Here is a 19,987-nt window from a genome sequence, read left to right as displayed (position 1 = left end):
CCCCGGCCTGATGCCGGGAAGCTCTATGGGCGCCACCCGGGGCGGCCACCCAGCCACAGATCAGGGGCAGGGACGAACTCGCCGCCGATGTCGATCCACAGCTGCTGCGGTGAGGTGTGCCATTTCTCGGCCATCTCCGGCGTGGACAGATGCCGAATCGGTTCGGGCCGATCCACGCCGGGCAATCCCGGTGTCCAGTCCACGATCGCGGCCGGTTCCCACCCGGGTTGAGCGGCGCGCCCCAGCAGGACGGCGGGGCGCGGTACCCATACCGTGCCGGTGTGCAGCCACCGCGATATCTGCCGCGGTTCCACACCGGCGGACTCGGCGAAATGTGCGGTGTTGACGTACCGGTTGGCTGTGCTGTCCCGTTCGATCCGGGCACGTATCTCGGCGGCGGTCACTGTGCTTCACGGACACGCACCAGGCTCCACGGGCAGGGCTCCCGCCGGTATCCGTACATGGTGTACTCGTGCTGGTCGATGATCCGGTCGCCGACCACCGTCACCAGTCCGCAGCTGCGGAGGTACGGGCAGAACACATCCACTACCGGCGCCCCGGTTGCCAGGGCCCGACGGACCCGCAGCAGGGTCGCCGGGACCCATGGGCGTTTCCCGCACCCCGGGCAGGTGTCGGCGTCGATGATCCGGATACCGGGCCACGCACAGGCCGCCGGTATGTTCCGCCAATGCGCACCCAAATGGCCGTGCTGGACCGGTGCACCGCGCAGGCAATGCTCACGGTCCGGGCAGGACACGATCAAAGTGCCGTCGGCGTGCTGTTTACGGGCACCGCCTAGCATCGCGATACTCACCCATGGCCGTGCGCACACACAGGTGGGGGCGGCCGTGGCGATCGCGCTCATGACTGCGCCCGCTTCGGTTCGAAGTCCTCGGGTGCCATTCCGGGACCAAGGAAGACACGCACCCCGATCCATGGGCAAGTCCCGGGAACGAATCCGTCGTGTGCGGTGAGGCGGCCGTGCTCGTCCAGCGGGACCAACTGGGGTGGGCAGAATCGGGACGGGCAATTGGCTTGCGTCAGTCGTCCACTGTGGACGCAGATCATCCCGCAGGCCGACGCCCAGATCCACGGTCCGGCTGACGCTTCGCAGCAGTGGTCAGTGGACATGCGGCTCTCCCGCGTCCATGGCGCACAGCCCAGCATGGACACGCTCTATGGTGCGTGGGGTGTTGTCCCACATCGTGAGGGTTTGGGCCATAGCCCGATTCACCGGCGTTGGTCGGGGGAACGCTCGGTGTGGCAGGTGTTCCATTGTTGATGTCTCCCAGTGCTCGACGTTGGAAGGCACCCGGCGCCGGCGATTTTCGTCGGCCGACGGTATGCGGAGGTGTACAGCTGGGACGGTTGTCGAACCGGCGCCGGGGCTGAATTCAGCGTTTCCTATTCGGCTGCTCGGTTGGAGTCCCAGAGCTGATACACACCAGATACTCTCTGGATATCGAGCTTGTGGGCGCACCCAAAGGGGCTGGGATGATCGTCAGCAGATGGACCAAGACGGAAGTTCGCGCATTGCGGATTGCCGCGCTCCGCGAAACGCAGGAGCAATTCGCTGAGCGCGCCGGATATCTATTGCCGTCAATCAAGAAATGGCATCGGGTCGGACCCGAGAAACCGTTACGGGGCCCGGCGGCGGAGTGTTTGGACACCATCCTGCGGAACCTCACCGACGAACAGCGAGCCCGATTCGCGGCCGAAATGGCCGCGCCCCGCTCGCGCAGTGAGGACGGTACGGCGGTCCGGTCGAGCGACGGGCTCGGCCTCTATGCGTGGGAAGTGCACACAGACGTGAAACGTCGCGAGTTCGGGATATTGGCAGCCGCGGCCGGCGCCGTGATGGCGGCGGGTTGGCAGTTCAGGGAGCGTATCGGGATGGCCGATGTGCGGAGGCTCCTCGCGGGTGTGGATGCGTTGGAGGCGCAGGACCAGGTGTCCGGTAGCGGTGAGTTGGTGGCGTTCGCGGTGGAGCAGTTGGCGCGCGCGAAACACACACTCGATACCGGCACCTACGACGGTGCGACCGGGGATGCGTTCGCGTCCGCTACCGGGCATCTCGCTGTGCTCACTGGCTGGTTGGCCTACGACTCCGGGATGCAGCCGCTCGCGCGCCGCTGCTACACCGATGCGTTGGCGTTGGCGACCGAAGCCGGTGATGAGGATCTGACCGCGTGCGCCTGCCTGTACTGGGCCAATCAGGCGATTGCGTTGACGCGCGCCGGTCGTGGCGGGGGCGCGCACCATGCGCTGAAGCTGATCGACCGGGCCCGTGTCTTGGTGCGCGGCCGGGCGCCGGGCCGAATTCACGCATTGATCGCGGTCCGGGAGGCACAAGCACGGGGATTCATCGGGGACCGTGACGCATTCGGGCGGGCGATATTGACCGCTTGGCGGGAGGTCGAGCACGCCCAGCAGTACGAACCGGTGGAGGAGTGCCCGCAGTGGCTGCGGTTCGTGACGCCGTCGGAGATACGCGGGCATGAGGCCCGCGGCTGGCATGACGTCGGAGAATCGGCGCGTGCCCTGGGGCTGTTCGACGTTGCGATGCAGGAGGAAGCCAGCGACCGCAATGCCGCTCATCTCCACGCATGGGTAGCGGCCACGCATGCGGACCTCGGTGACGCGCGCACCGCGCTCGATGTCGGTATCCCGGTGCTGGAGCGGCTCGAAACGATTGCCAGCGCACGCACATTGGAGGTTCTGGGTCCGGTACGGTCCGCAGCGGAAACCACTGCGGGGGCGGAGTTCCGGGACCGGTTCGACGTCCTTGCGGCCAGCATGCAGCAGAAAGCGATCGTATGACCGAGTTCGAGCACTTCACCGCCGCCCAGGCCCGCGGCATCCGAGACACCGTCGAGGACGTGTACCAGCGCTCCTATGTGGACGCCATCGCGTCCGGGGACCCGTTCGATTCACCGGCCGAGTTCATGCGCCGGTTCGACGCCTACACCAACCCCGACCGCAGCAGCGGGTTCGAACTGGTGCTGGCACGCGTGGACGGTGCGCCGGCGGGGCAGTCATGGGGGTGGCCGTTGCAGCCGGGCGCCGCGTGGTGGGGTGGCCTGCAACTCGACGACGGTGATCCCGCGGCGTTCACCGCGGAGACGGGTGCGCGGACGTTCGCGCTGTCGGAGATCATGGTGTGCACCGAGTACACCGGGCGCGGGATCGCGCGCGGGTTGCATGACGAACTGTTGAGGGGGCGGACGGAGCAGCGGGCGACGCTGCTGGTGGAGCCGGACAACGACCGCGCCTATGGCCGGTATCGGAAGTGGGGTTGGTATCGGGTCGGTGCACTCCGGCCAGGGTGGGATGACGCGCCCACGTTCGATGTTCTGACGCTGACGCTTCCGACCTGACTCGATGATCCAGCCGTCTGCTTTGCTGACGCTGGGGACGAACGCGCGATCCAGGGTCTCCGTGGTCCGGCCCGTGCGGGACCGGACCACGGGCGCGTCAGAGGTCGGCGATCGCCGCCAGCGGTGGGGTGCGGGCGGCGCGGATCGCGGGCCAGAGTGCGGCCAGCACACCCACGACGGCCGAGCCGACCAGCATGTACACCAGCTGATCCCATGGCACCGCGATCTGGTCCAAGCCGAGATCGCGCAGGGTGCGCAGGAATCCGACGCCGAGCCCCAGGCCGAGGACCGCACCGACCAGGGCGCCGAACACCGCGATCAACATGGATTCCAGATAGATCGTGCGACGCACCTGCGAACGCTGGGTGCCCACCGCGCGCAGCATGCCGATTTCGCGGCGCCGCTCCACTACCGACAGGGCCAGGGTGTTGACGATGCCGAGTACCGCGATCACCACCGCCAGCGCGAGTAGTCCGTACAGGATGGCAAGCAGATTGTTGATCTGCTTGGCGTTTTCGCCCTTGAACTCCTCGCGGTCCTGGACCTGCACGATCACGAATTCCTCGGTGGCGCGCTCCAGGTCGGTGCGCATGGACGCGAGGTCGGCACCGGGCCGGGCCTTGATCAGCACCGCGGCATCGGCCCGCATGGCGACCGGCACCGCCCGCTCGTACACCGTCGGCGGCACGATGAGCGGGCCCAGGACCTGCGAGTCCACGTAGACCCCGGAGACAGTCAGCGGGATCTCCGTACCGTCGAAGGTTTTCACCGGGAGCCGGTCGCCGGCGCTCACCCCGTGTTCTTCGGCTTCGTCCTGGCCCAGCAGGATGTCGGAATCCCCCAATGTCGGCGAACCACTCAGCATGTCCAGGTTCACGACCTGATCCAGCGTGCCGTCGGGTGCGGTGCCGAACTCGTCGTCGTCACCGATCTTCAGCGCGACCCCACGCAGGCCCACAGCCTGCGCCACGTCGGGTACCTTCGCCCGCACCGCGGCGGCGGCACCGGTCGGCACCCCCATCATCTGCGGTCCGGTGAGGACGTAGTCGGCTTCGATACCCTGGTCCACCAGACGCGAGATACTGACCTTCGCCGATTCGCCCAGCATCCCGATGGCGGTGACGAGCATCAGGCCCAGGGTCAGCGCGAAGGCGGTGGCGGCGGTGCGGCGGGGATTGCGGATGGCATTGTTGCGCGCCATCCGCCCGATCGACCCGAACGGCCGGATCAGCCAGCCCAGCCCGGCCAGCACCGGACGAGACAGGGCGGGCGAGGCGAACAGTACGGCCAGGATCAGGCCCAGCGCACCGACGCCGACCACCGCCGCCGCACTACCGCCGGTGTGGCGGGCGCCCAGGATCACCAGCACGATGCCCACCACCGCCAGTACCACTCCGGTCACCGTGCGCGCCCGCAGTGAATCACCCGCGGAGGCGAATTCCTCGCGCATGGCCTGAACCGGCGGGATACGCGAGGCACGGCGGGCCGGCGCGTACGCGCTCACCACCGTGACCAGCAGGCCGACCGCGAAGGCGACCGCCACGGTCCGGGGCAGGACGGCCATCCGTCCGGTCGGCAACCCGAGATCGAAGGCGTTCAGCAGACCGGCCAGGCCGTAGGCGAGCCCGATACCGGCCAGTAGCCCGAGCAGACTGCCGAGCACACCCACGACCAGCGCTTCGCCTACCACCGAGCGCCCCACCTGCCCGCGGCTCGCGCCGACGGCCCGCAGCAGCGCGAGTTCGCGTAGCCGCTGCGCAACCAGCATCGAGAAGGTGTTGTAGATGATGAAGGTGCCGACGATCAGCGCGATGGCGCCGAAGGCGAGCAGGAAGTAGTTCAGGAAGTTCAGCGCCTCGGAGATCTGGGCCTTCATATCGGCGCGCACCTGATCGCCGTTCTGCACCTTGTAGTCCGGGTACAGCATGGACAACCGGTCGCGCAGGGTGTCGCCCGGAATGCCCGCGGCCGCGATATCGAGATAGGCGATATGGTCCCCGTCGGTGAACAGTTCCCGGGCCTGGGCCTCGGTGAACTGCAACCCGATGAAGCCGCCGGTATCCGAGGGCGGGGCGTAGGTGCCGGTGACCGTCACATCGATGGGCCCGCCGTGGGAGGGGACGAGCACCTTGGTGTGATCCCCCACCTTCAGGCCGGCCTGTTCGGCGGCGCCGGTGTTGAGCGCTATCTGCCCGGGTCCGGCCGGAGGCACGCCCTCGACGAACGGATCGGGTTCGGCGACCGCCTGCTGCGGCGGGATGTAGGCCTGCCCCCAGCTGGGGGCACCGCCGGTCTGCACCGCCTTCTTCCCGCTCGGATCGAGCAGCACCACCGACCCCTCGATACCGGGGGCCACCGTGCGGACCCCCTCCATACCGGCCACCCGGTCGACCACGTCCTGGGGAATGCCCGCGGACTGCCGCTTCTCCGGACTGATTCGTACATCGACGCCTTTGGCCTCGTTGGCGAAGATCCCGTCGAAGGTGCGTTGCAGCGTATCGGTGAAGACGAACGAGCCCGCGATGAACGCGGTCCCGAGCACGACCGAGAGCAGCGTCAGTACCAGCCGCACCTTGTGCGCGGCGAGGTTGCGCAGGGCCACCTTGCGCATGGGATGGGCGGCCATTACCGGACCACCTCCGTCGACCGGATCCGCACCGCGGACCCGATGCTCCGGCACGCGTCGCGCAGCGTCACCGGACCTCCAGTGCTTTCATCCGGTCCAGCACCGAATCGGCGGTCGGATCGCGCATCTCGTCCACGATCCGACCGTCGGCCAGGAATACGACCCGGTCCGCGTAGGCCGCCGCGGTGGGTTCGTGGGTGACGATGACGACCGTCTGACCGAATTCGTCCACTGCCGCCCGCAGGATCGACAGCACCTCACCGGAGGACCGGGAGTCCAGGTTGCCGGTCGGTTCGTCGCCGAAGATGATCTGTGGTTTGCCCGCCAGTGCCCGCGCGCAGGCGACCCGCTGCTGCTGTCCACCCGACAGTTCGCTGGGCCGGTGGCCGAGCCGGTCCTCGAGACCGAGCCGCTTCAGCACCGTCGCGACCCATTCGTCGTCCGGGGCCCGCCCGGCGATATCCAGCGGCAGGGTGATGTTCTCCAGCGCGGTCAGGGTGGGGACCAGGTTGAACGCCTGGAATACGAACCCGATACGATCCCGCCGCAGCGTGGTCATCTGTTTATCGGACAGATCGGTGAGCTCGGTGTCGCCGATCACCACCCGGCCCGAGCTGGCCTCGTCCAAACCCGCCAGACAGTGCATGAGGGTCGATTTCCCGGAGCCCGAGGGGCCCATGATCGCGGTGAACTCTCCCCGCGCGAAATCGACCGATACGGCGTCCAGCGCGGTGACCCGCGTATCCCCGGTCCCATAGACCTTGGTCAGTTCGATGGCGCCGGCGGCGACAGTGGACGTGGCGCCCGGCTCGGCCGGGTCCACGTCGACAGCGTGAGCAGTCATGGGTCCAGTGTGTCGGGCCGTCGCGAACAGCGCCATCCGGGATCGCCCTGACCACCGGTACACCCTTCAGTACCTCTGGATACGCGGGTGGTATGACGGCGGTGAGCGGGCCGGGAACGAAAAGGAGGACCCGCGTAGGCGGGCCCTCCTGCTGCCGGAGCGCGGCTCAGTTCAGCGGCGCCGACTTCCACCAGGTCAGCATCTCGTCGACGGTGCCGACGATACCGTCGGTGTACATCAGGTACTGGGCCCGTTCCGGATCGTTGGTGAACACCGTGACCATCTTCGGGCCGTCGCTGTCCCATTTGTAGTTGGTGTAGGTCTGGCCGCCGTTGGTGTCGCTGGATTTCTCCGACGTCGCGGGCAGCCCCTTGACCACCGATTCCACCTCGGCCGCGGAGGCGTAGGCATAGATCCGGTAGAACGGATCGTCGTTGTTGTTACCGCCGTAACAACGCCACTGCCAGGCCCATTTGCCGAAATCGGGTTCGCCGTCGTCGGGACTGGGGGTGTAGCTGTTGTCGGTCTCCCAGCACTTCGCGGAGTTGTAGCCGACCTCTTCCGAGGTCGATTTCGGCACCAGCCCCGGGAACTCCTTGCTGATGGAATCCGCGGTCGCGGGCACCGGGGCCACGGTGGTCCGGGTGCTCGTACCGGCGGCCGTCGGATCGGTTCCGCCGCCGCCGCCGCTCGTGGCCAGTGCCACCACACCGATGACGACACCGATCAGTACCACGAGCCCGATACAGATGGCGGCGATCAGCCCGGTGTTCGATTTGGGCGGTCGCGCCCCCTGCTGGACCTGCGATATCGGTTGCGGGTAGCTCGTGGGCTGGGTGTATCCGCCCGGTGTCCCGCCGCCGAACGATTGGCCGACCTGGTTCGTGTACCCGAGGGTGCCGCCGTAGGGCTGCTGGTGCGCATCACCGGGCCCCTGCTGGAACCCGCTCGCGTACTGCTGTTGGCCCTGCGGAGCACCGGCGTAGGGCTGGCCCGGGACGCCGCTGCCGTACGGTTGGCCCTGAACGCCGCTGCCGTACGGCTGACCCTGAACGCCGCTCGCATAGGGCTGTGCCTGGGTACCGCTCGCGTAGGGCTGGGGTGCGACGGTGCTCGGGTACTGATTCGCCCCGCTGTTGTACGGGCCGGGCTGGCTGAGCGGGTTGATCGCGGTCGGTGGCGCGGCCTGCGGAATGCCCGGCGAACTGGGCGAGGCCAGCGCGTGTTTGGCGGCTTCGGCGAATTCACTGCACGAGATGAACCGGTCGTCGGGACGTTTCGCCATCGCCTTGGCCAGGACCGCGTCCAGCGCGGGCGGCAGTTCCGGCCGGGCCGCGCTCAGCGACGGCGGCGGCGACTGCAGATGCCCCTGGATCACCCCCGCCGGATTGGTGGAGGTGAACGGTCCGCTGCCGGTGAGCAGCCAGTACAGCGAACAGGCCAGCGAATACTGGTCCGAGCGGTGGTCGAGGTCGGCGCCGGTGAGCTGTTCCGGCGACGCGTAGGCCAGCGTGGCGGTGAACGTACCGGTCTGGGTGAGATGCCCGGTGTCGTCGCGCAGGCGCGCGATACCGAAATCGGTCAGATAGACGCGCTCACCGCGGCCACCGGTGGAGCGGGCCAGCAGGATATTGGCCGGTTTCACGTCCCGGTGCATCACTCCCATACCGTGCCCGTAGTCGAGCGCGGACGCGGTTTCGGCGATGATCTGGACGGCTCGTTCGGGTGGTAGCTTCTGCGGATCCACCGAGGCGGCATCGATACCGTCGATGTACTGCATCGAGATCCACAGCTGTTCTTCCTCGAGACCACGGTCGTAGACCGTGACGATATTGGGGTGGTCCAGCCGGGCGACCAGATCGGCCTCCCGTTCGAACCTGGCGCGCACCTCCTTGTCGAAGAACATCTCCCGATTCAGCAGCTTCAGCGCTGTCATCCGCGGCAGCCGCGGATGTTTCGCAAGGTAGACCGAGCCCATCCCACCCCGGCCGAGTTGCCGGTCGATGACATAGCCGGCGAAAACATCGCCGTTGGCCAGCATGTCTGCTCCAATTCCCGCCTGCGGGACCGGGACCCACCGGTACGCAGGCGTAGACGAAAAGCGTGTCCGGACCGCACTGGTCCGGGCACGCGAAATCATCGAAACCATAGCAGCAGTCGAGAAGGCGCCGAGGGCTCTCATCGGTACGCATACGCAGCCGCAACACGGCCGCTACGTGGACGACGCTCCGCCGGCTGCCGCGCCGGCCCGGGCCGCTACGGCGAACCGCCGGGATCCGCGGGGGGCCGGTGCGGTTGCGCCGGCGGCGGTGTCGCCCCGGGGCGGTTGCGGAAACCGGGCAGCTCGATCATCGCCGATTCGGCCGGGCTCGAACGATGCGGACGATCGGGGCGGGTGACCCGTTCTCCGGCCGGGGACGCGGTATCGGGCGCGCGCCGGGCGCCGGGACCGGGCTGCCGGAACTCCGCCGGACCGTGCTGCGGGGCGGCCGCACCCGGCGTCCGGTGGTCACCGGGTACCGGCGGCCCACCCGTGCCGGGTTGCCGATACTCGGCGGACCGGTAGGGCGGACCCGAGGTGGGCTGCGGGAACTCGGTGGACGGATACCGCGGCGCCGGGCCGCCCGGCCTGCGGTATTCGGTGGACGGATAGGGCGGTACGCCCCGCATCGGTGGCTGCCGGAACTCGCCCGACCCGTACCCCGGTCGCGGGCCGGGTTGCCAACCGGTCGGCGCCGGATGCCGCTGGTCGGGCCGCAACCTGACCCCCGGCGGCCGTCCGCCGCGCGGTCCGAGCGGGCGCAGGGTCTGCGCGGCGGCCGTACTGAATTCGCTACAGCTCAGGAACCGATCGGCGGGATTCTTCGCCAGCGCCCGTGCGAGCACTTCGTCGAGCCCGGGCGGCAGCCCGGCCCGGATCCGGCTGATCCTGGGCACCGGTGCGGTCAGGTGCGCCTGGATGAGTTCGGCCGGATTGTTGCCGCGATACGGCCCGGACCCGGTGAGCAGCCAGAACAGTGTGCAGGCCAGCGAGTACTGATCACCGCGCGGATCGAGTTTCGCGCCGGTGAGCTGTTCGGGTGCGGCATAGGCCAGGGTCGCGGTGATGGTGTCCGCCGCGGCGATGGTCGTTTCGGCGTCGCGCACCCCCGCGATACCGAAATCGGTGAGCAATACCCGTTCCGGCTGCCCGATGGGCGGTTTCGCGAGCAGGATGTTGCCCGGTTTCACATCCCGGTGCAGGACCCCGTTGGCATGGGCGAAATCCAGGGCGATCCCGGTATCGGCGACGATCTGCACCGCCCGGCGCGGGTCGAGGACGTGCAGATCCACCAGGGAGGCATCCGATCCCGGTACGTACTGCATCGAGATCCAGAGCTGTTTCCCCTCGGCGCCGCGGTCGTAGACGGTGACGATATTCGGATGCTCGAGCCGGCCCGCGAGTTCGGATTCGCGTTCGAATCGCAGGCGGATCTCCCTGTCGGAGTAGAGCTCCGGGTTGAGCAGTTTCAACGCGACCAGTCGCGGGAGCCGTGGATGCCGGGCGAGGAACACCATGCCCATACCTCCGACACCCAGCCGCCGGCGGATGGCATAGCCCGCGAAGTCGTCACCGGGCTCGAGCATGGCCGATTCCCCCTCGTCGGGTAGTACGCGTATCTTCCGGTTTATCTTCCCGCACCACCCGGGCGCAACACGAGGCCTGGCTGTCGGTCCGGGCCGATAGTCTGACGGTATGCGCATTGGAGCACACGTCCGCACGGACAGCGACCCGATCGGGTACGGCGAGCGACTCGGCGCCGATGTGGTTCAACTGTTCGTGGTGGATCCGCAGAGCTGGGACAAACCCGCACCACATCCGGCGACCGAGCAGATCCTGGCCAGCCCGATCGATGTGGTGGTCCATTCCTCCTATCAGATCAATGTCGCCAGCACCAACAACCGCCTGCGGATGCCCTCGCGCAACGCGGTGGCCCAGCAAGCGCGGGCGGCCGCCGATCTCGGCGCGTTCGGGCTGGTCGTACACGGCGGCCATGTGCGCTCCGATGCCGAGATGGAAGCCGGGTTCGTCAACTGGCGCAAACTCTTCGAACGTCAGCAGGACAAGGGCGGTTTCGCGGTACCGATCCTGATCGAGAACACCGCCGGCGGCAACCATGCCATGGCCCGGTATTTCGACAATATCGCCCGCCTGTGGGAGGCCGTCGGCGAATACGGCGCCGGCTTCTGTCTCGATACCTGTCACGCGTGGGCGGGTGGAGAGGATCTGGCGGGGGTGGTCGAGCGGATCCGGGCCATCACGGGCCGGATCGATCTGGTGCATCTCAATTCCTCGCGCGACACGTTCGATTCGGGCGCCGACCGGCACGCCAATTTCGCCGACGGCACCATCGATCCGGACCTGCTCACCGAGGTGTGCCGGACCGCGGACGCGCCGGTGGTGCTGGAGACGCCCGCCGAGGGTTTGGCCGACGATCTGGCCTATCTGCGCGAGCATCTCGGCTAGGCGTACCTCCGCCTTCGCTCCGGCCGTGCGCTCCCTGCGTACCTCCGCATTCGCTCCGGCCATGCGCTCCCTGCGTACCTCCGCCTTCGCTCCGGCCGTGCGCTCTCTGCGTACCTCCGCATTCGCTCCGGCCATGCGCTCCCTGCGTACCTCCGCCTTCGCTCCGGCCGTGCGTGTCCACAGGCAACCCCGATAACAAGCAACAGCACACCCCGAGACCTGGTGCCGCATCGTTGTGATCAGCGCGACCGCAACCCTGTTCGGTGCCCGGGACCGGTGGTGTGCTCGGAGAGCGAACGATTCCGCTCTCGATCCGTGAGGTGCCCATGACATCCGAAAACACCACCCCCGCCACCCTCCCCTCTGTGGTCAAGCTCGGGTCCAGGATCGGGGCGCGGATCGACGGAGTGCGTCTGGGCGGTGACCTCGGCCCGGCTGCCGTCGAAACCATCCGCAAGGCGCTGGTGGAACACAAAGTGATCTTCTTCCGCGGTCAGGACCAGCTCACCGAGGACGGACAGTACGAGTTCGCCGAACTGCTGGGCAGCCCGACCACCCCGCATCCGACGGTCACCTCGCACGGCGAGAAGACGCTGGCCATCGACTCGGAGTACGGCAGCGCCAACAGCTGGCACACCGATGTGACCTTCGTGGACCGGATCCCGAAGGCATCGATTCTGCGGGCGGTCACACTGCCGCCCTACGGCGGCACCACCACCTGGGCGTCCACCGTTGCGGCCTACGATTCGCTGCCCGAGCCGCTGCGGTTACTGGCCGAGAACCTGCGCGCCGTGCACACCAATGTCTACGACTACGTGGGCCGCCACGGTGAGAACCCCGACGAGAAGACCCGCGAACACCGCGCAGAATTCGAGTCCTCGCTGTACGAGACCGAGCATCCGGTGGTGCGGGTGCATCCGGAGAGCGGGGAGCGCGCGCTGCTGCTCGGCCATTTCGTGCGGAACTTCGTCGGTTTCTCGACAACCGAATCGCAGACGCTGTTCCGGCTCTTCCAGGATCGGGTGATCCGGCTGGAGAACACCGTCCGCTGGGACTGGCAGCTCGGCGATATCGCGATCTGGGACAACCGCGCCACCCAGCACTACGCGGTCAACGATTACGACGGTCAGCCCCGCCGGTTGACCCGGATCACCCTGGCCGGTGACATCCCGGTGGGTGTCGACGGCCGGCCGAGCACCGTTCTCACCGGTGACGCCGAGCACTACTCGGTGGTCGAGGCGCCCCGGCAGCTGGCTTCCTGATCCGGTGAACCCCCTCGACCTGGGCACACCGTGGGTGCACCGGACAAGCCCCCGTTGCGACGGGTCGAGGGGGCATCCGCCAGACTGGGGGTCATGAGCAACTGGTCACCGACAGGTTCGCCCCATGCGGCACCGGGCGCTACCTGGGCCTTCCCGGGCGATTCCGGCGTCACCCGGGGCCGGGTCCGGACCGCTGCGCTCGTCGTCTCACCGGGGGCCGCCCGGTGAGACGACGTCGCACTGCCCGCGGCCCCCGTGACCGCAGCCGTTACGAACTGCGCGCTCCCGCGCACCGGCGGCCGACCGTCCATCCCAATCCGGCGGGTCTCTCGGACAAGCCGTGCGGGGGCGTGATGTGTGTCCGCCCCGGACCCGGGCAGCCCGAGAGCGGGGCCTGACGCCGCGCCCGGAGCGGCTCAGCGCATACCGGGCATCCCGGCGAAGAGCACCTCGAACACCGTCGGATGGTTCTGATAGATCCGGGTGGACGGGATGAACGGGTTGACCTCGGCGGTATCGGTGACCACGTAGTCGGCGTGGCTGCCCGGCACTCGATCCAGCACACCCTGGCAGCGCGGCCCGCCGGTGGCGTTCACCTTCGGCAGATCGTTCGGATACTGGTAGGCCTCGGCCCCGTACATGAAGCTCGCGTTGAACGAAGCGCCCGGGTTGCGGCCGCCCACCAGATCCTCGGCCAGCGGCATCGCCTTGGCGAGCCCACGGATGGTGCAGTCCAGCGAGGGTCTGTATGTGTTGAGCAGTTCGGTGGTCGGCCGCAGCAGATCCAGCGCGGTGACCAGGTTTTGCTCGTTCTCGGTGAGTACCGCGCCGGTGGTGTCGGCCAGGCCGATCGTGCCGAGCAGCAGGGCGTCGAAGTTCTGTTCGTTATCCGTGAGGGTGTGGCTCAGAGCCGTCACGTTGTCGACGGTGCGCAGCAGGTCCGGCGCCGTATCGGCGTAGAGGTTCGTCACTGCGGCGGTGGACTGGAAATCGTGTCGCAGCGCGGGGAGGCTCGGATTGAGCTCGCGCAGCAGCCGGTCCGCGTTCACCAGCAGGTCACCCAGTCGCTGGCCGCGGCCCTGGAGCGCGGTGCCGAGGGCGGTGAGGGTCGCGTTCAGTTTCTCCGGTTGGACCATGTTCAGGACTTCGGTCAGCCGTTCGAACAGAGTGTTGAATTCGACGGTCACCGATTCGCCGCGCAGTACCTGTCCGGGCTGCAAACGGCCGGCGGGCTGAGCGGGCTCGACGAAATTCACGTACTTGGCGCCGAATATCGTGGTGGAGCGAATATCGACCTGAGCGTTGGCCGGTACGAGCCGCATCAGGTCGGGGTTCATATCGAGTTCGAGCCGGACCTCTCCGTTCCCCGATTCGATCTTGCCGACCCGGCCCACTTCCGCGCCCCGGAATTTCACCTTGGCGTCCGGGTCCATCACCAGCCCGCTGCGGGGCACCACGATGGCCACCGGCTCCTTGGGCGTGAATCCACCGAAGAACATGATCAGCGAGAAAACCACGGCCAGGGCGATGACGAGCACCATCCCCAACGCCGCGAGCTTGTACTGCACAACGGCCCAGACCTTGCGCAGTGTCGTCGTCTCCCGATCGGACCGATTGTGTATCGGTACCACCACTCACCTGCCTCGAACCGTTCGGCACCCCGGCGTGCCGAACTGAGCCGGATTAATGTCCAGACAGCTGTCCATGTTATGGCCGATCCAAGCCGGGCGGGCGGTTTTCACCGATCACGTCCGGATTCCGCCGTATCACACTGTTTTCGCAGGTAGAAAGTGAAAAAGGCCCGCTCACACCTGGGTGAGCGGGCCTCGATCATAAGCGGTTACGGCATCGGTTACAGCGCTTTCTCGATCGCCGCGACCAGCGTGTCCGCATCCGGTGCGGTAGTGGGCCGGAAACGCCCCAGCAGGGCACCGTCCCGGCCGATCAGGAATTTCTCGAAATTCCACTGCACATCACCGGCCGCACCCTCGGCATCGGGGGTGTCGATGATCTCCCGGTACAGCGGATGCCGCCCGTCGCCGTTCACCTCGACCTTCTCCAGCAGTGGAAAGTCCACGCCGAAGGTGGTGGAGCAGAACTGCTGGATCTCCTCGGCACTACCCGGTTCCTGGCCCATGAACTGATTGCACGGGACCCCGACCACGCTGAAACCGCGATCGCCGTAGTTCGCCTGCAGTTCGACCAAACCCGTGTACTGCGGTGTCAACCCGCATTTCGAGGCGACATTGACCAGCAGTACCACCCGGTCGCCGACCAGCTCACCGAGCGTGGCGGCCGAACCGGACAGCGTGTTCACCGGAATTTCTCGGACGTTCATTCGTAGCGCACCTGCCAACTCTTGATTCCGTTGATCCACCCCGAACGCAACCGTACCGGATCGGAAACGGAACTCAGGTCGGGCATGGCGTCGGCGATCGCGTTGAACATCAAGTCGATTTCCAGCCGCGCCAGGTTCGCGCCCACACAATAATGGGTGCCGGTACCACCGAATCCGACATGCGGATTCGGATCGCGCAGGATATCGAAGGTGAACGGTTCCGCGAAGCCGTCCTCGTCGAAATTGGCCGAACTGTAGAACAATCCGAGCCGCTGCCCCTTCTTGATCTCCTGGCCACCCAGCATGTGATCGGCGGTGGCCGTCCGCTGGAAGGCGGTGACCGGCGTCGCCCAGCGCACGATCTCGTCCGGCGCGGTGCGCGGTCGCTGCTCCCGGTACAGCTCCCACTGTTCGGGGTTGTCCACGAACGCCTTCATCCCGTGGGTGATGGCATTGCGCGTGGTCTCGTTACCGGCGACCGCGAGCAGGATGACGAAGAAGCCGAACTCGTCGGAGGCCAGGCCGTCCCCGTCGACATCCGCGTTGACCAGCTGAGTGACGATATCGTCGGCCGGACACGACCGCCGCTGTTCGGCCATGTTCCAGGCGTAGCCGAGGATCTCCGCCGAGGCCACGGTGGGGTCACCGTATTCGGGGTCGTCGTAGTTCAGCATCTGATTGGACCAGTCGAACACCTTGCGGCGGTCCTCCTGCGGGACGCCGAGCAGTTCGGCGATCGCCTGCAGGGGCAGTTCACAGGCGACCTGGGTGACGAAATCGCCGCCGCCGGTCTTTTTGGCCTCGTGCACGATCCGGTGCGCGCGCTCGGTGAGCGCATCCCGCAACCCTTCCACCGCGCGCGGGGTGAAACCCTTGGCGACGATCCGCCGCACCTTGGAATGCTTCGGTGGATCCATGTTCACCAGTAGCGCTTCGGTGAGCCGCATCTGGTCGGGGGTGATATCGCCGGGCAGCCGGACGATGGAGCCCTTCTGCTGTGACGAGTACAACTCCGGATCACGAGAGAGTTCCTTGACGTCCTCCAGTGTGCTGACCACCCAGTAGCCGCCATCGTTGAAACCGCCCGAGGTCTCGTCGGCTTGGGCGTTCCACCACACCGGCGCGGTCCGGCGCAGTAGCGCGAATTCCTCGACCGGACTGCGATCGGCCCACAGCGCGGGGTCGGTGAAATCGAAACCGGGGGGCAGTGCGGTTGTCATCAGGAGTCCTTTCCTTCTTCCGGGAGCGGTCGCAGCGGCGCTTCCGGTTGCATCTCGACCAGTACGAGATGGGCGCCGCGCGGTGTGCCGACGACTGCGGAGACCGCCCGCGCCAGATCGGTGGCGCGCAGCATGTACGGATGCCGGGCCAGCCCCCAGGACTGCCAGGACTCCAGCAGCGGTCCCACCACCTCGGGTGAGGCGTTCATTCCCATACCGGTGACGGTCGGCCCGGGACGTACCAGCGATGCCCGGATACCGGTGCCCTCCAGTTCCATCCGCAGTTGCTGCACCATCGCCTCGACGCCGGCTTTCGCGGCGCTGTAGGCGCCGTTCCACGGGCGCGGCAGCGGAGCACAGTCGGAACTGATCAGCACCAGGTCGCCGCGGCGGCGGGCCAGCATACCGGGCAGTACCGCATGAGCCATCCGGTGCGCGCCGACGAGATGGATCTGCACCTGATGCGCGAAATCGGCGGGATCCATGTCCTGGATGAGGCCGAATTCGATATCACCGGCCCCGGAGACCAGGATTTCGGTGGGCCCGATGGCTGCCTCGGCGGCCGCCACGAAATCGTCCACCGAGGCCTGATCGGTCACATCGAGACGGTGTGCGAAGGCGGTGCCGCCGTCGGCCCGGATCTTGCCGGCCAGATCCTCCAGGATCTCCACCCGGCGCGCGCCCAACGCCACCGGATGGCCCTGGGCTGCCAGTTCCACGGCGGTGGCGGCGCCGATACCCGACGATGCACCGGCCACGATGGTCGGCCGCTTCTCGGGATGGGGGTCGAACCGGGGCATTTACCGCACCTCCACGGAGATCGGGAGCTTGGCGAAGCCCCGGACATTCGATGAGTGAACGCGGACGAATTCGTCTTCGCGCACTCGGTAGGACTTCACGCGCGCGGCGAATTCGCGCAGCGCGACAGTGGTTTCCAGACGGGCCAGATGGGCGCCGAGGCAGAAATGCACACCGGCGCCGAAGCTGGCCAGATTGCCTTTCTCCGCACGGTCCAGGTCGTAGGCATCGCCGTCGTCGAAGACATCGGCGTCCCGGTTGGCCGATCCGATCAGCAGCAACACTTTCGAACCCGCCGGGATCACCCGGCCGTGGTACTCCAGTTCCTCGGTCGCGGTCCGCGCGACGATCTGGCTGGAGGTGTCGTAGCGCAGGGTCTCCTCGACCCAGTCCGCAACCCGCTCCGGGTCGGCGACGACCTTGGCATATTCCGCCGGATTGCGGCCGGCCCAGTACAGGGCGTTACCCAGCAGTTTGGTGGTGGTCTCGTTCCCGGCGACGACCATCAGGAACATGAAGCCGATGATCTCGTCGTCGGTGAGCCGGTCGCCGTCGATCTCCGCTTCGAGCAGCGCGGAGGTGAGGTCGTCGGTCGGCTTCTCCCGGCGCTGCGCGACCATCTCGGAGTAGTAGACGACCAGGTTCAGCGACGCCTCGATCGCCGCGTCCGGTACATCGGTCACACCGTCGTCGCGATGCATGACCATATCGGCCATATGGCGGATCTCGTCGCGGTCGGCGACCGGTACGCCCAGCAGCTCGGAAATGACGTCCATCGGAAGCTTGCCCGCGAATTCCTGGATCCAGTCGAATTCGCCGCGCCCCAGTGCCGGTTCCAGGTATTCGAGTGTCAGTTCCCGGATGCGGGTTTCCATATCGGCCACCCGCTTGGGGGTGAACCCCTTGAACACCAGCTTGCGCATCCGCATATGCCGGGGGTCGTCCATAGCGAGAAACGACATGGTCTTGTGCGCGTGCGGCCCCCAGGCCGCGGGGTCGAGCGATACTCCATTGGCATTCGACAGCTGCGCGGCGTTACGGAATCCCGCGGTGACATCCGCGTGGCGCGACAGCGCGTAGAAGTCGAGTTCGGCGTTGTAGTAGAGCGGCGCCTCTGCGCGCAGCCGGGCATAGACCGGGTACGGGTCCTCATGGAAGACGTAGTCGTACGGGTCGAACGTCACCGGCTCCAACGATGCGGCCGTCATCGGACCCACCTCTGTTTCGATAACGAGTTCTCGCCGGGTGCGGCCATTCGGCCGCCGGGGAGAGACACATAGCTGGACATGTGTCTGGACGGTACCAGCGGCACGGCCCCGCGACAATGAGCGTACGGGATTTGACTACTCAGAAGCATGAGGACGGCCCAATCAGGAGATCGGACCGGACTACCGGACCCATCCGGTCCGACTTTCGGGCACCATCAGCACCCAACATGAACGATAGAACCCGTTCTTGCACTCGAGAAACAGTCCGGACTATATTCCATACACCTGTCCAGACAGTATTGGGGTCTTTCATGAACAGTCTTCTGCCCGGCGACAGTTCTCGACTGCTGATCGGCGGCAGCCTCGCGCCCGGCGGCAACGGCGTGTTCGACAATGTGAACCCGGCGACCGAGCAGGTCATCGGTACCGCGGCCGATGCGGACGCGGCCGATATGAACGCCGCGATCGCCGCCGCCAGAACCGCCTTCGACGAGACCGACTGGTCCCGCGACCACGCTTTCCGGGTGCGCTGCCTCGAACAACTGCAGGCGGGCCTGAAGGCCCATGCCGAGGAACTGCGGGAGATCACCGTCGCCGAAGTGGGCGCGCCGATCATGTTCACCAGCGGCCCGCAGCTCGAAGGGCCCGTCGAGGATCTGAGCTTCGCCACCCGGCTGGCCGCGAACTACAAATGGGAAACCGAACTGGGCGTGGCCGCGCCGATGGGTATCAGCACCCACCGGGTGTCGCGGCGCGAAGCGATCGGTGTGGTGGGGGCGATCACCCCGTGGAATTTCCCGCACCAGATCAACTTTGCGAAACTGGGTCCGGCGCTGGCCGCCGGGAACACCGTCGTCCTCAAACCCGCCCCCGACACCCCGTGGTGCGCGGCGGCGCTGGCGTCGATCATCACCGAGGAAACCGATATCCCACCCGGCGTGGTCAATATCGTCACCTCCTCCGATCACAGCCTGGGCGCGCAACTGTCCGGCGACCCCCGGGTAGACCTGATCAGTTTCACCGGGTCCACCAACACCGGCCGCGCCGTGATGACCTCGGCCGCGGCCAATCTCAAGAAGACCTTCCTCGAACTCGGCGGGAAGTCGGCGTTCATCGTGCTCGACGACGCCGACCTCGCCACCGCGGTGAGCTACGCCGGGTTCTCGCTGTGCGTGCACGCCGGTCAGGGCTGCGCCCTGGCCACGCGCCTGCTCGTACCACGGAACAAATACGACGAGGCACTCGAAGCCGCTGCGAACACCCTGCGCGGAATCCGCCCCGGCGACCCCACGAACCCCGGTACCGTCTGCGGTCCGGTGATCTCCGACCGCCAGCGCACCCGAGTACTGGGCTATATCGACAGCGCCCGTGCCGATGGCGGCCGGATCGTGGCCGGCGGCGGCCGACCGGCCGAACACGACCGCGGATTCTATGTGGAACCCACCGTCATCGCGGATCTGGACAACAGCGCCAAGGCCGCCCAGGAGGAGATCTTCGGCCCGGTCCTGGTGGTCCTGCCCTACGACGGCGACGACGACGCCGTCCGGATCGCCAACGATTCCCCCTACGGCCTGTCCGGCGCGGTATGGGGCAAGGATCCCGAGCGGATCCGCCGGGTCACCGATCGGGTGCGCACCGGAACACTCAGCGTCAACGGCGGTATGTGGTACAGCGCCGACGCGCCGTTCGGCGGGTACAAACAGTCCGGTATCGGCCGTGAGATGGGCGTCGCCGGGTTCGAGGAATACCTGGAGACCAAACTCGTCGCCACCGCGCGGTAGTCGCGAAAACCTTTCCCGAACAGACA

Annotated in this window: 17 protein-coding genes; 6 read left to right on the top strand and 11 right to left on the bottom strand. The window is 67.1% G+C overall.

All coding sequences use genetic code 11. The features are described from left to right. Nucleotides 1-23 precede the first annotated feature (23 nt). Together IEY68_RS11500 and IEY68_RS11495 are read right to left on the bottom strand one after the other, a co-directional pair. Nucleotides 24-404 (bottom strand): hypothetical protein, encoded by a 381-nt coding sequence (locus tag IEY68_RS11500; protein ID WP_058854464.1) that lies wholly within the window; start codon nt 402-404, stop codon nt 24-26. After that, nucleotides 401-865, bottom strand: coding sequence for a hypothetical protein (locus IEY68_RS11495; protein WP_058854465.1), 465 nt, complete (start codon nt 863-865; stop codon nt 401-403). Before IEY68_RS11495 ends, IEY68_RS11500 begins: the two co-directional genes overlap by 4 nt. Nucleotides 866-1,494: 629 nt before the next feature. Between IEY68_RS11495 and IEY68_RS11490 the strand changes: the two genes are divergently transcribed. Together IEY68_RS11490 and IEY68_RS11485 are read left to right on the top strand one after the other, a co-directional pair. Next, nucleotides 1,495-2,820: an NsdA family TPR-like regulatory protein gene (locus IEY68_RS11490; protein ID WP_058854466.1), complete on the top strand. Its 1,326-nt coding sequence runs from the start codon at nt 1,495-1,497 to the stop codon at nt 2,818-2,820. Further along, nucleotides 2,817-3,377: a GNAT family N-acetyltransferase gene (locus IEY68_RS11485; RefSeq protein ID WP_058854467.1), complete on the top strand. Its 561-nt coding sequence runs from the start codon at nt 2,817-2,819 to the stop codon at nt 3,375-3,377. The genes IEY68_RS11490 and IEY68_RS11485 overlap by 4 nt, the downstream gene beginning before the upstream one ends. A 97-nt stretch (nt 3,378-3,474) precedes the next feature. Here the strand turns inward: IEY68_RS11485 and IEY68_RS11480 are convergent, their stop codons facing one another. The 4 genes from IEY68_RS11480 to IEY68_RS11465 all read right to left on the bottom strand — a co-directional run bounded on the left by IEY68_RS11480 (nt 3,475) and on the right by IEY68_RS11465 (nt 10,474). Beyond that, complete coding sequence (locus IEY68_RS11480) at nt 3,475-6,003, bottom strand: ABC transporter permease (protein ID WP_058854534.1); 2,529 nt, start codon at nt 6,001-6,003, stop codon at nt 3,475-3,477. Between the two features lie 67 nt (nt 6,004-6,070). Next, nucleotides 6,071-6,847, bottom strand: a complete 777-nt coding sequence (locus IEY68_RS11475) for an ABC transporter ATP-binding protein (protein ID WP_058854535.1) — start codon at nt 6,845-6,847, stop codon at nt 6,071-6,073. Between the two features lie 166 nt (nt 6,848-7,013). Continuing rightward, nucleotides 7,014-8,888, bottom strand: coding sequence for a serine/threonine-protein kinase (locus tag IEY68_RS11470; RefSeq protein ID WP_058854468.1), 1,875 nt, complete (start codon nt 8,886-8,888; stop codon nt 7,014-7,016). Between the two features lie 215 nt (nt 8,889-9,103). Beyond that, complete coding sequence (locus tag IEY68_RS11465) at nt 9,104-10,474, bottom strand: protein kinase domain-containing protein (RefSeq protein WP_058854469.1); 1,371 nt, start codon at nt 10,472-10,474, stop codon at nt 9,104-9,106. Between the two features lie 109 nt (nt 10,475-10,583). On the opposite strand from IEY68_RS11465, the gene IEY68_RS11460 reads away from it, so the two are divergent. From IEY68_RS11460 to IEY68_RS36750, 3 genes are all read left to right on the top strand, one after another. Further along, entirely contained in the window at nt 10,584-11,354 is a 771-nt protein-coding gene (locus IEY68_RS11460) for a deoxyribonuclease IV (RefSeq protein WP_058854470.1), read from the top strand. Between the two features lie 326 nt (nt 11,355-11,680). Further along, a complete protein-coding gene (locus IEY68_RS11455; protein WP_058854536.1) occupies nt 11,681-12,616 on the top strand; it encodes a TauD/TfdA dioxygenase family protein in 936 nt (311 codons plus the stop codon). Nucleotides 12,617-12,709: 93 nt separating this feature from the next. Further along, on the top strand, nt 12,710-12,844 hold the full coding sequence (locus IEY68_RS36750; protein WP_267886567.1) for a hypothetical protein: 135 nt from the start codon (nt 12,710-12,712) through the stop codon (nt 12,842-12,844). Nucleotides 12,845-13,032: 188 nt separating this feature from the next. Here IEY68_RS36750 and IEY68_RS11450 read toward each other — a convergent pair whose 3' ends face one another. From IEY68_RS11450 to IEY68_RS11430, 5 genes are all read right to left on the bottom strand, one after another. Further along, nucleotides 13,033-14,184 (bottom strand): MCE family protein, encoded by a 1,152-nt coding sequence (locus IEY68_RS11450; RefSeq protein WP_373292974.1) that lies wholly within the window; start codon nt 14,182-14,184, stop codon nt 13,033-13,035. 284 nt (nt 14,185-14,468) lie between these two features. Beyond that, nucleotides 14,469-14,954, bottom strand: coding sequence for a glutathione peroxidase (locus tag IEY68_RS11445; protein ID WP_058854471.1), 486 nt, complete (start codon nt 14,952-14,954; stop codon nt 14,469-14,471). Continuing rightward, nucleotides 14,951-16,174: a cytochrome P450 gene (locus tag IEY68_RS11440; RefSeq protein WP_058854472.1), complete on the bottom strand. Its 1,224-nt coding sequence runs from the start codon at nt 16,172-16,174 to the stop codon at nt 14,951-14,953. Before IEY68_RS11440 ends, IEY68_RS11445 begins: the two co-directional genes overlap by 4 nt. Continuing rightward, on the bottom strand, nt 16,174-16,974 hold the full coding sequence (locus IEY68_RS11435) for an SDR family oxidoreductase (protein ID WP_058854473.1): 801 nt from the start codon (nt 16,972-16,974) through the stop codon (nt 16,174-16,176). Before IEY68_RS11435 ends, IEY68_RS11440 begins: the two co-directional genes overlap by 1 nt. Next, nucleotides 16,975-18,180 carry a cytochrome P450 gene (locus IEY68_RS11430; protein WP_058854474.1) on the bottom strand — a complete coding sequence of 402 codons (1,206 nt, stop codon included), beginning with the start codon at nt 18,178-18,180 and terminating at the stop codon, nt 16,975-16,977. A gap of 311 nt (nt 18,181-18,491) precedes the next feature. Here IEY68_RS11430 and IEY68_RS11425 point away from each other — a divergent pair, with 311 nt between their 5' ends. Beyond that, entirely contained in the window at nt 18,492-19,961 is a 1,470-nt protein-coding gene (locus IEY68_RS11425; protein WP_058854538.1) for an aldehyde dehydrogenase, read from the top strand. The last annotated feature ends 26 nt before the right edge of the window (nt 19,962-19,987 follow it).

Origin of the sequence: Nocardia jinanensis, assembly GCF_014645735.1 — a bacterium.
GTDB classification, from domain to species: Bacteria; Actinomycetota; Actinomycetes; order Mycobacteriales; family Mycobacteriaceae; genus Nocardia; species Nocardia jinanensis.
Note: the sequence above shows the minus strand (reverse complement) of the source record. Positions and strands in the feature narration are given on the sequence as shown.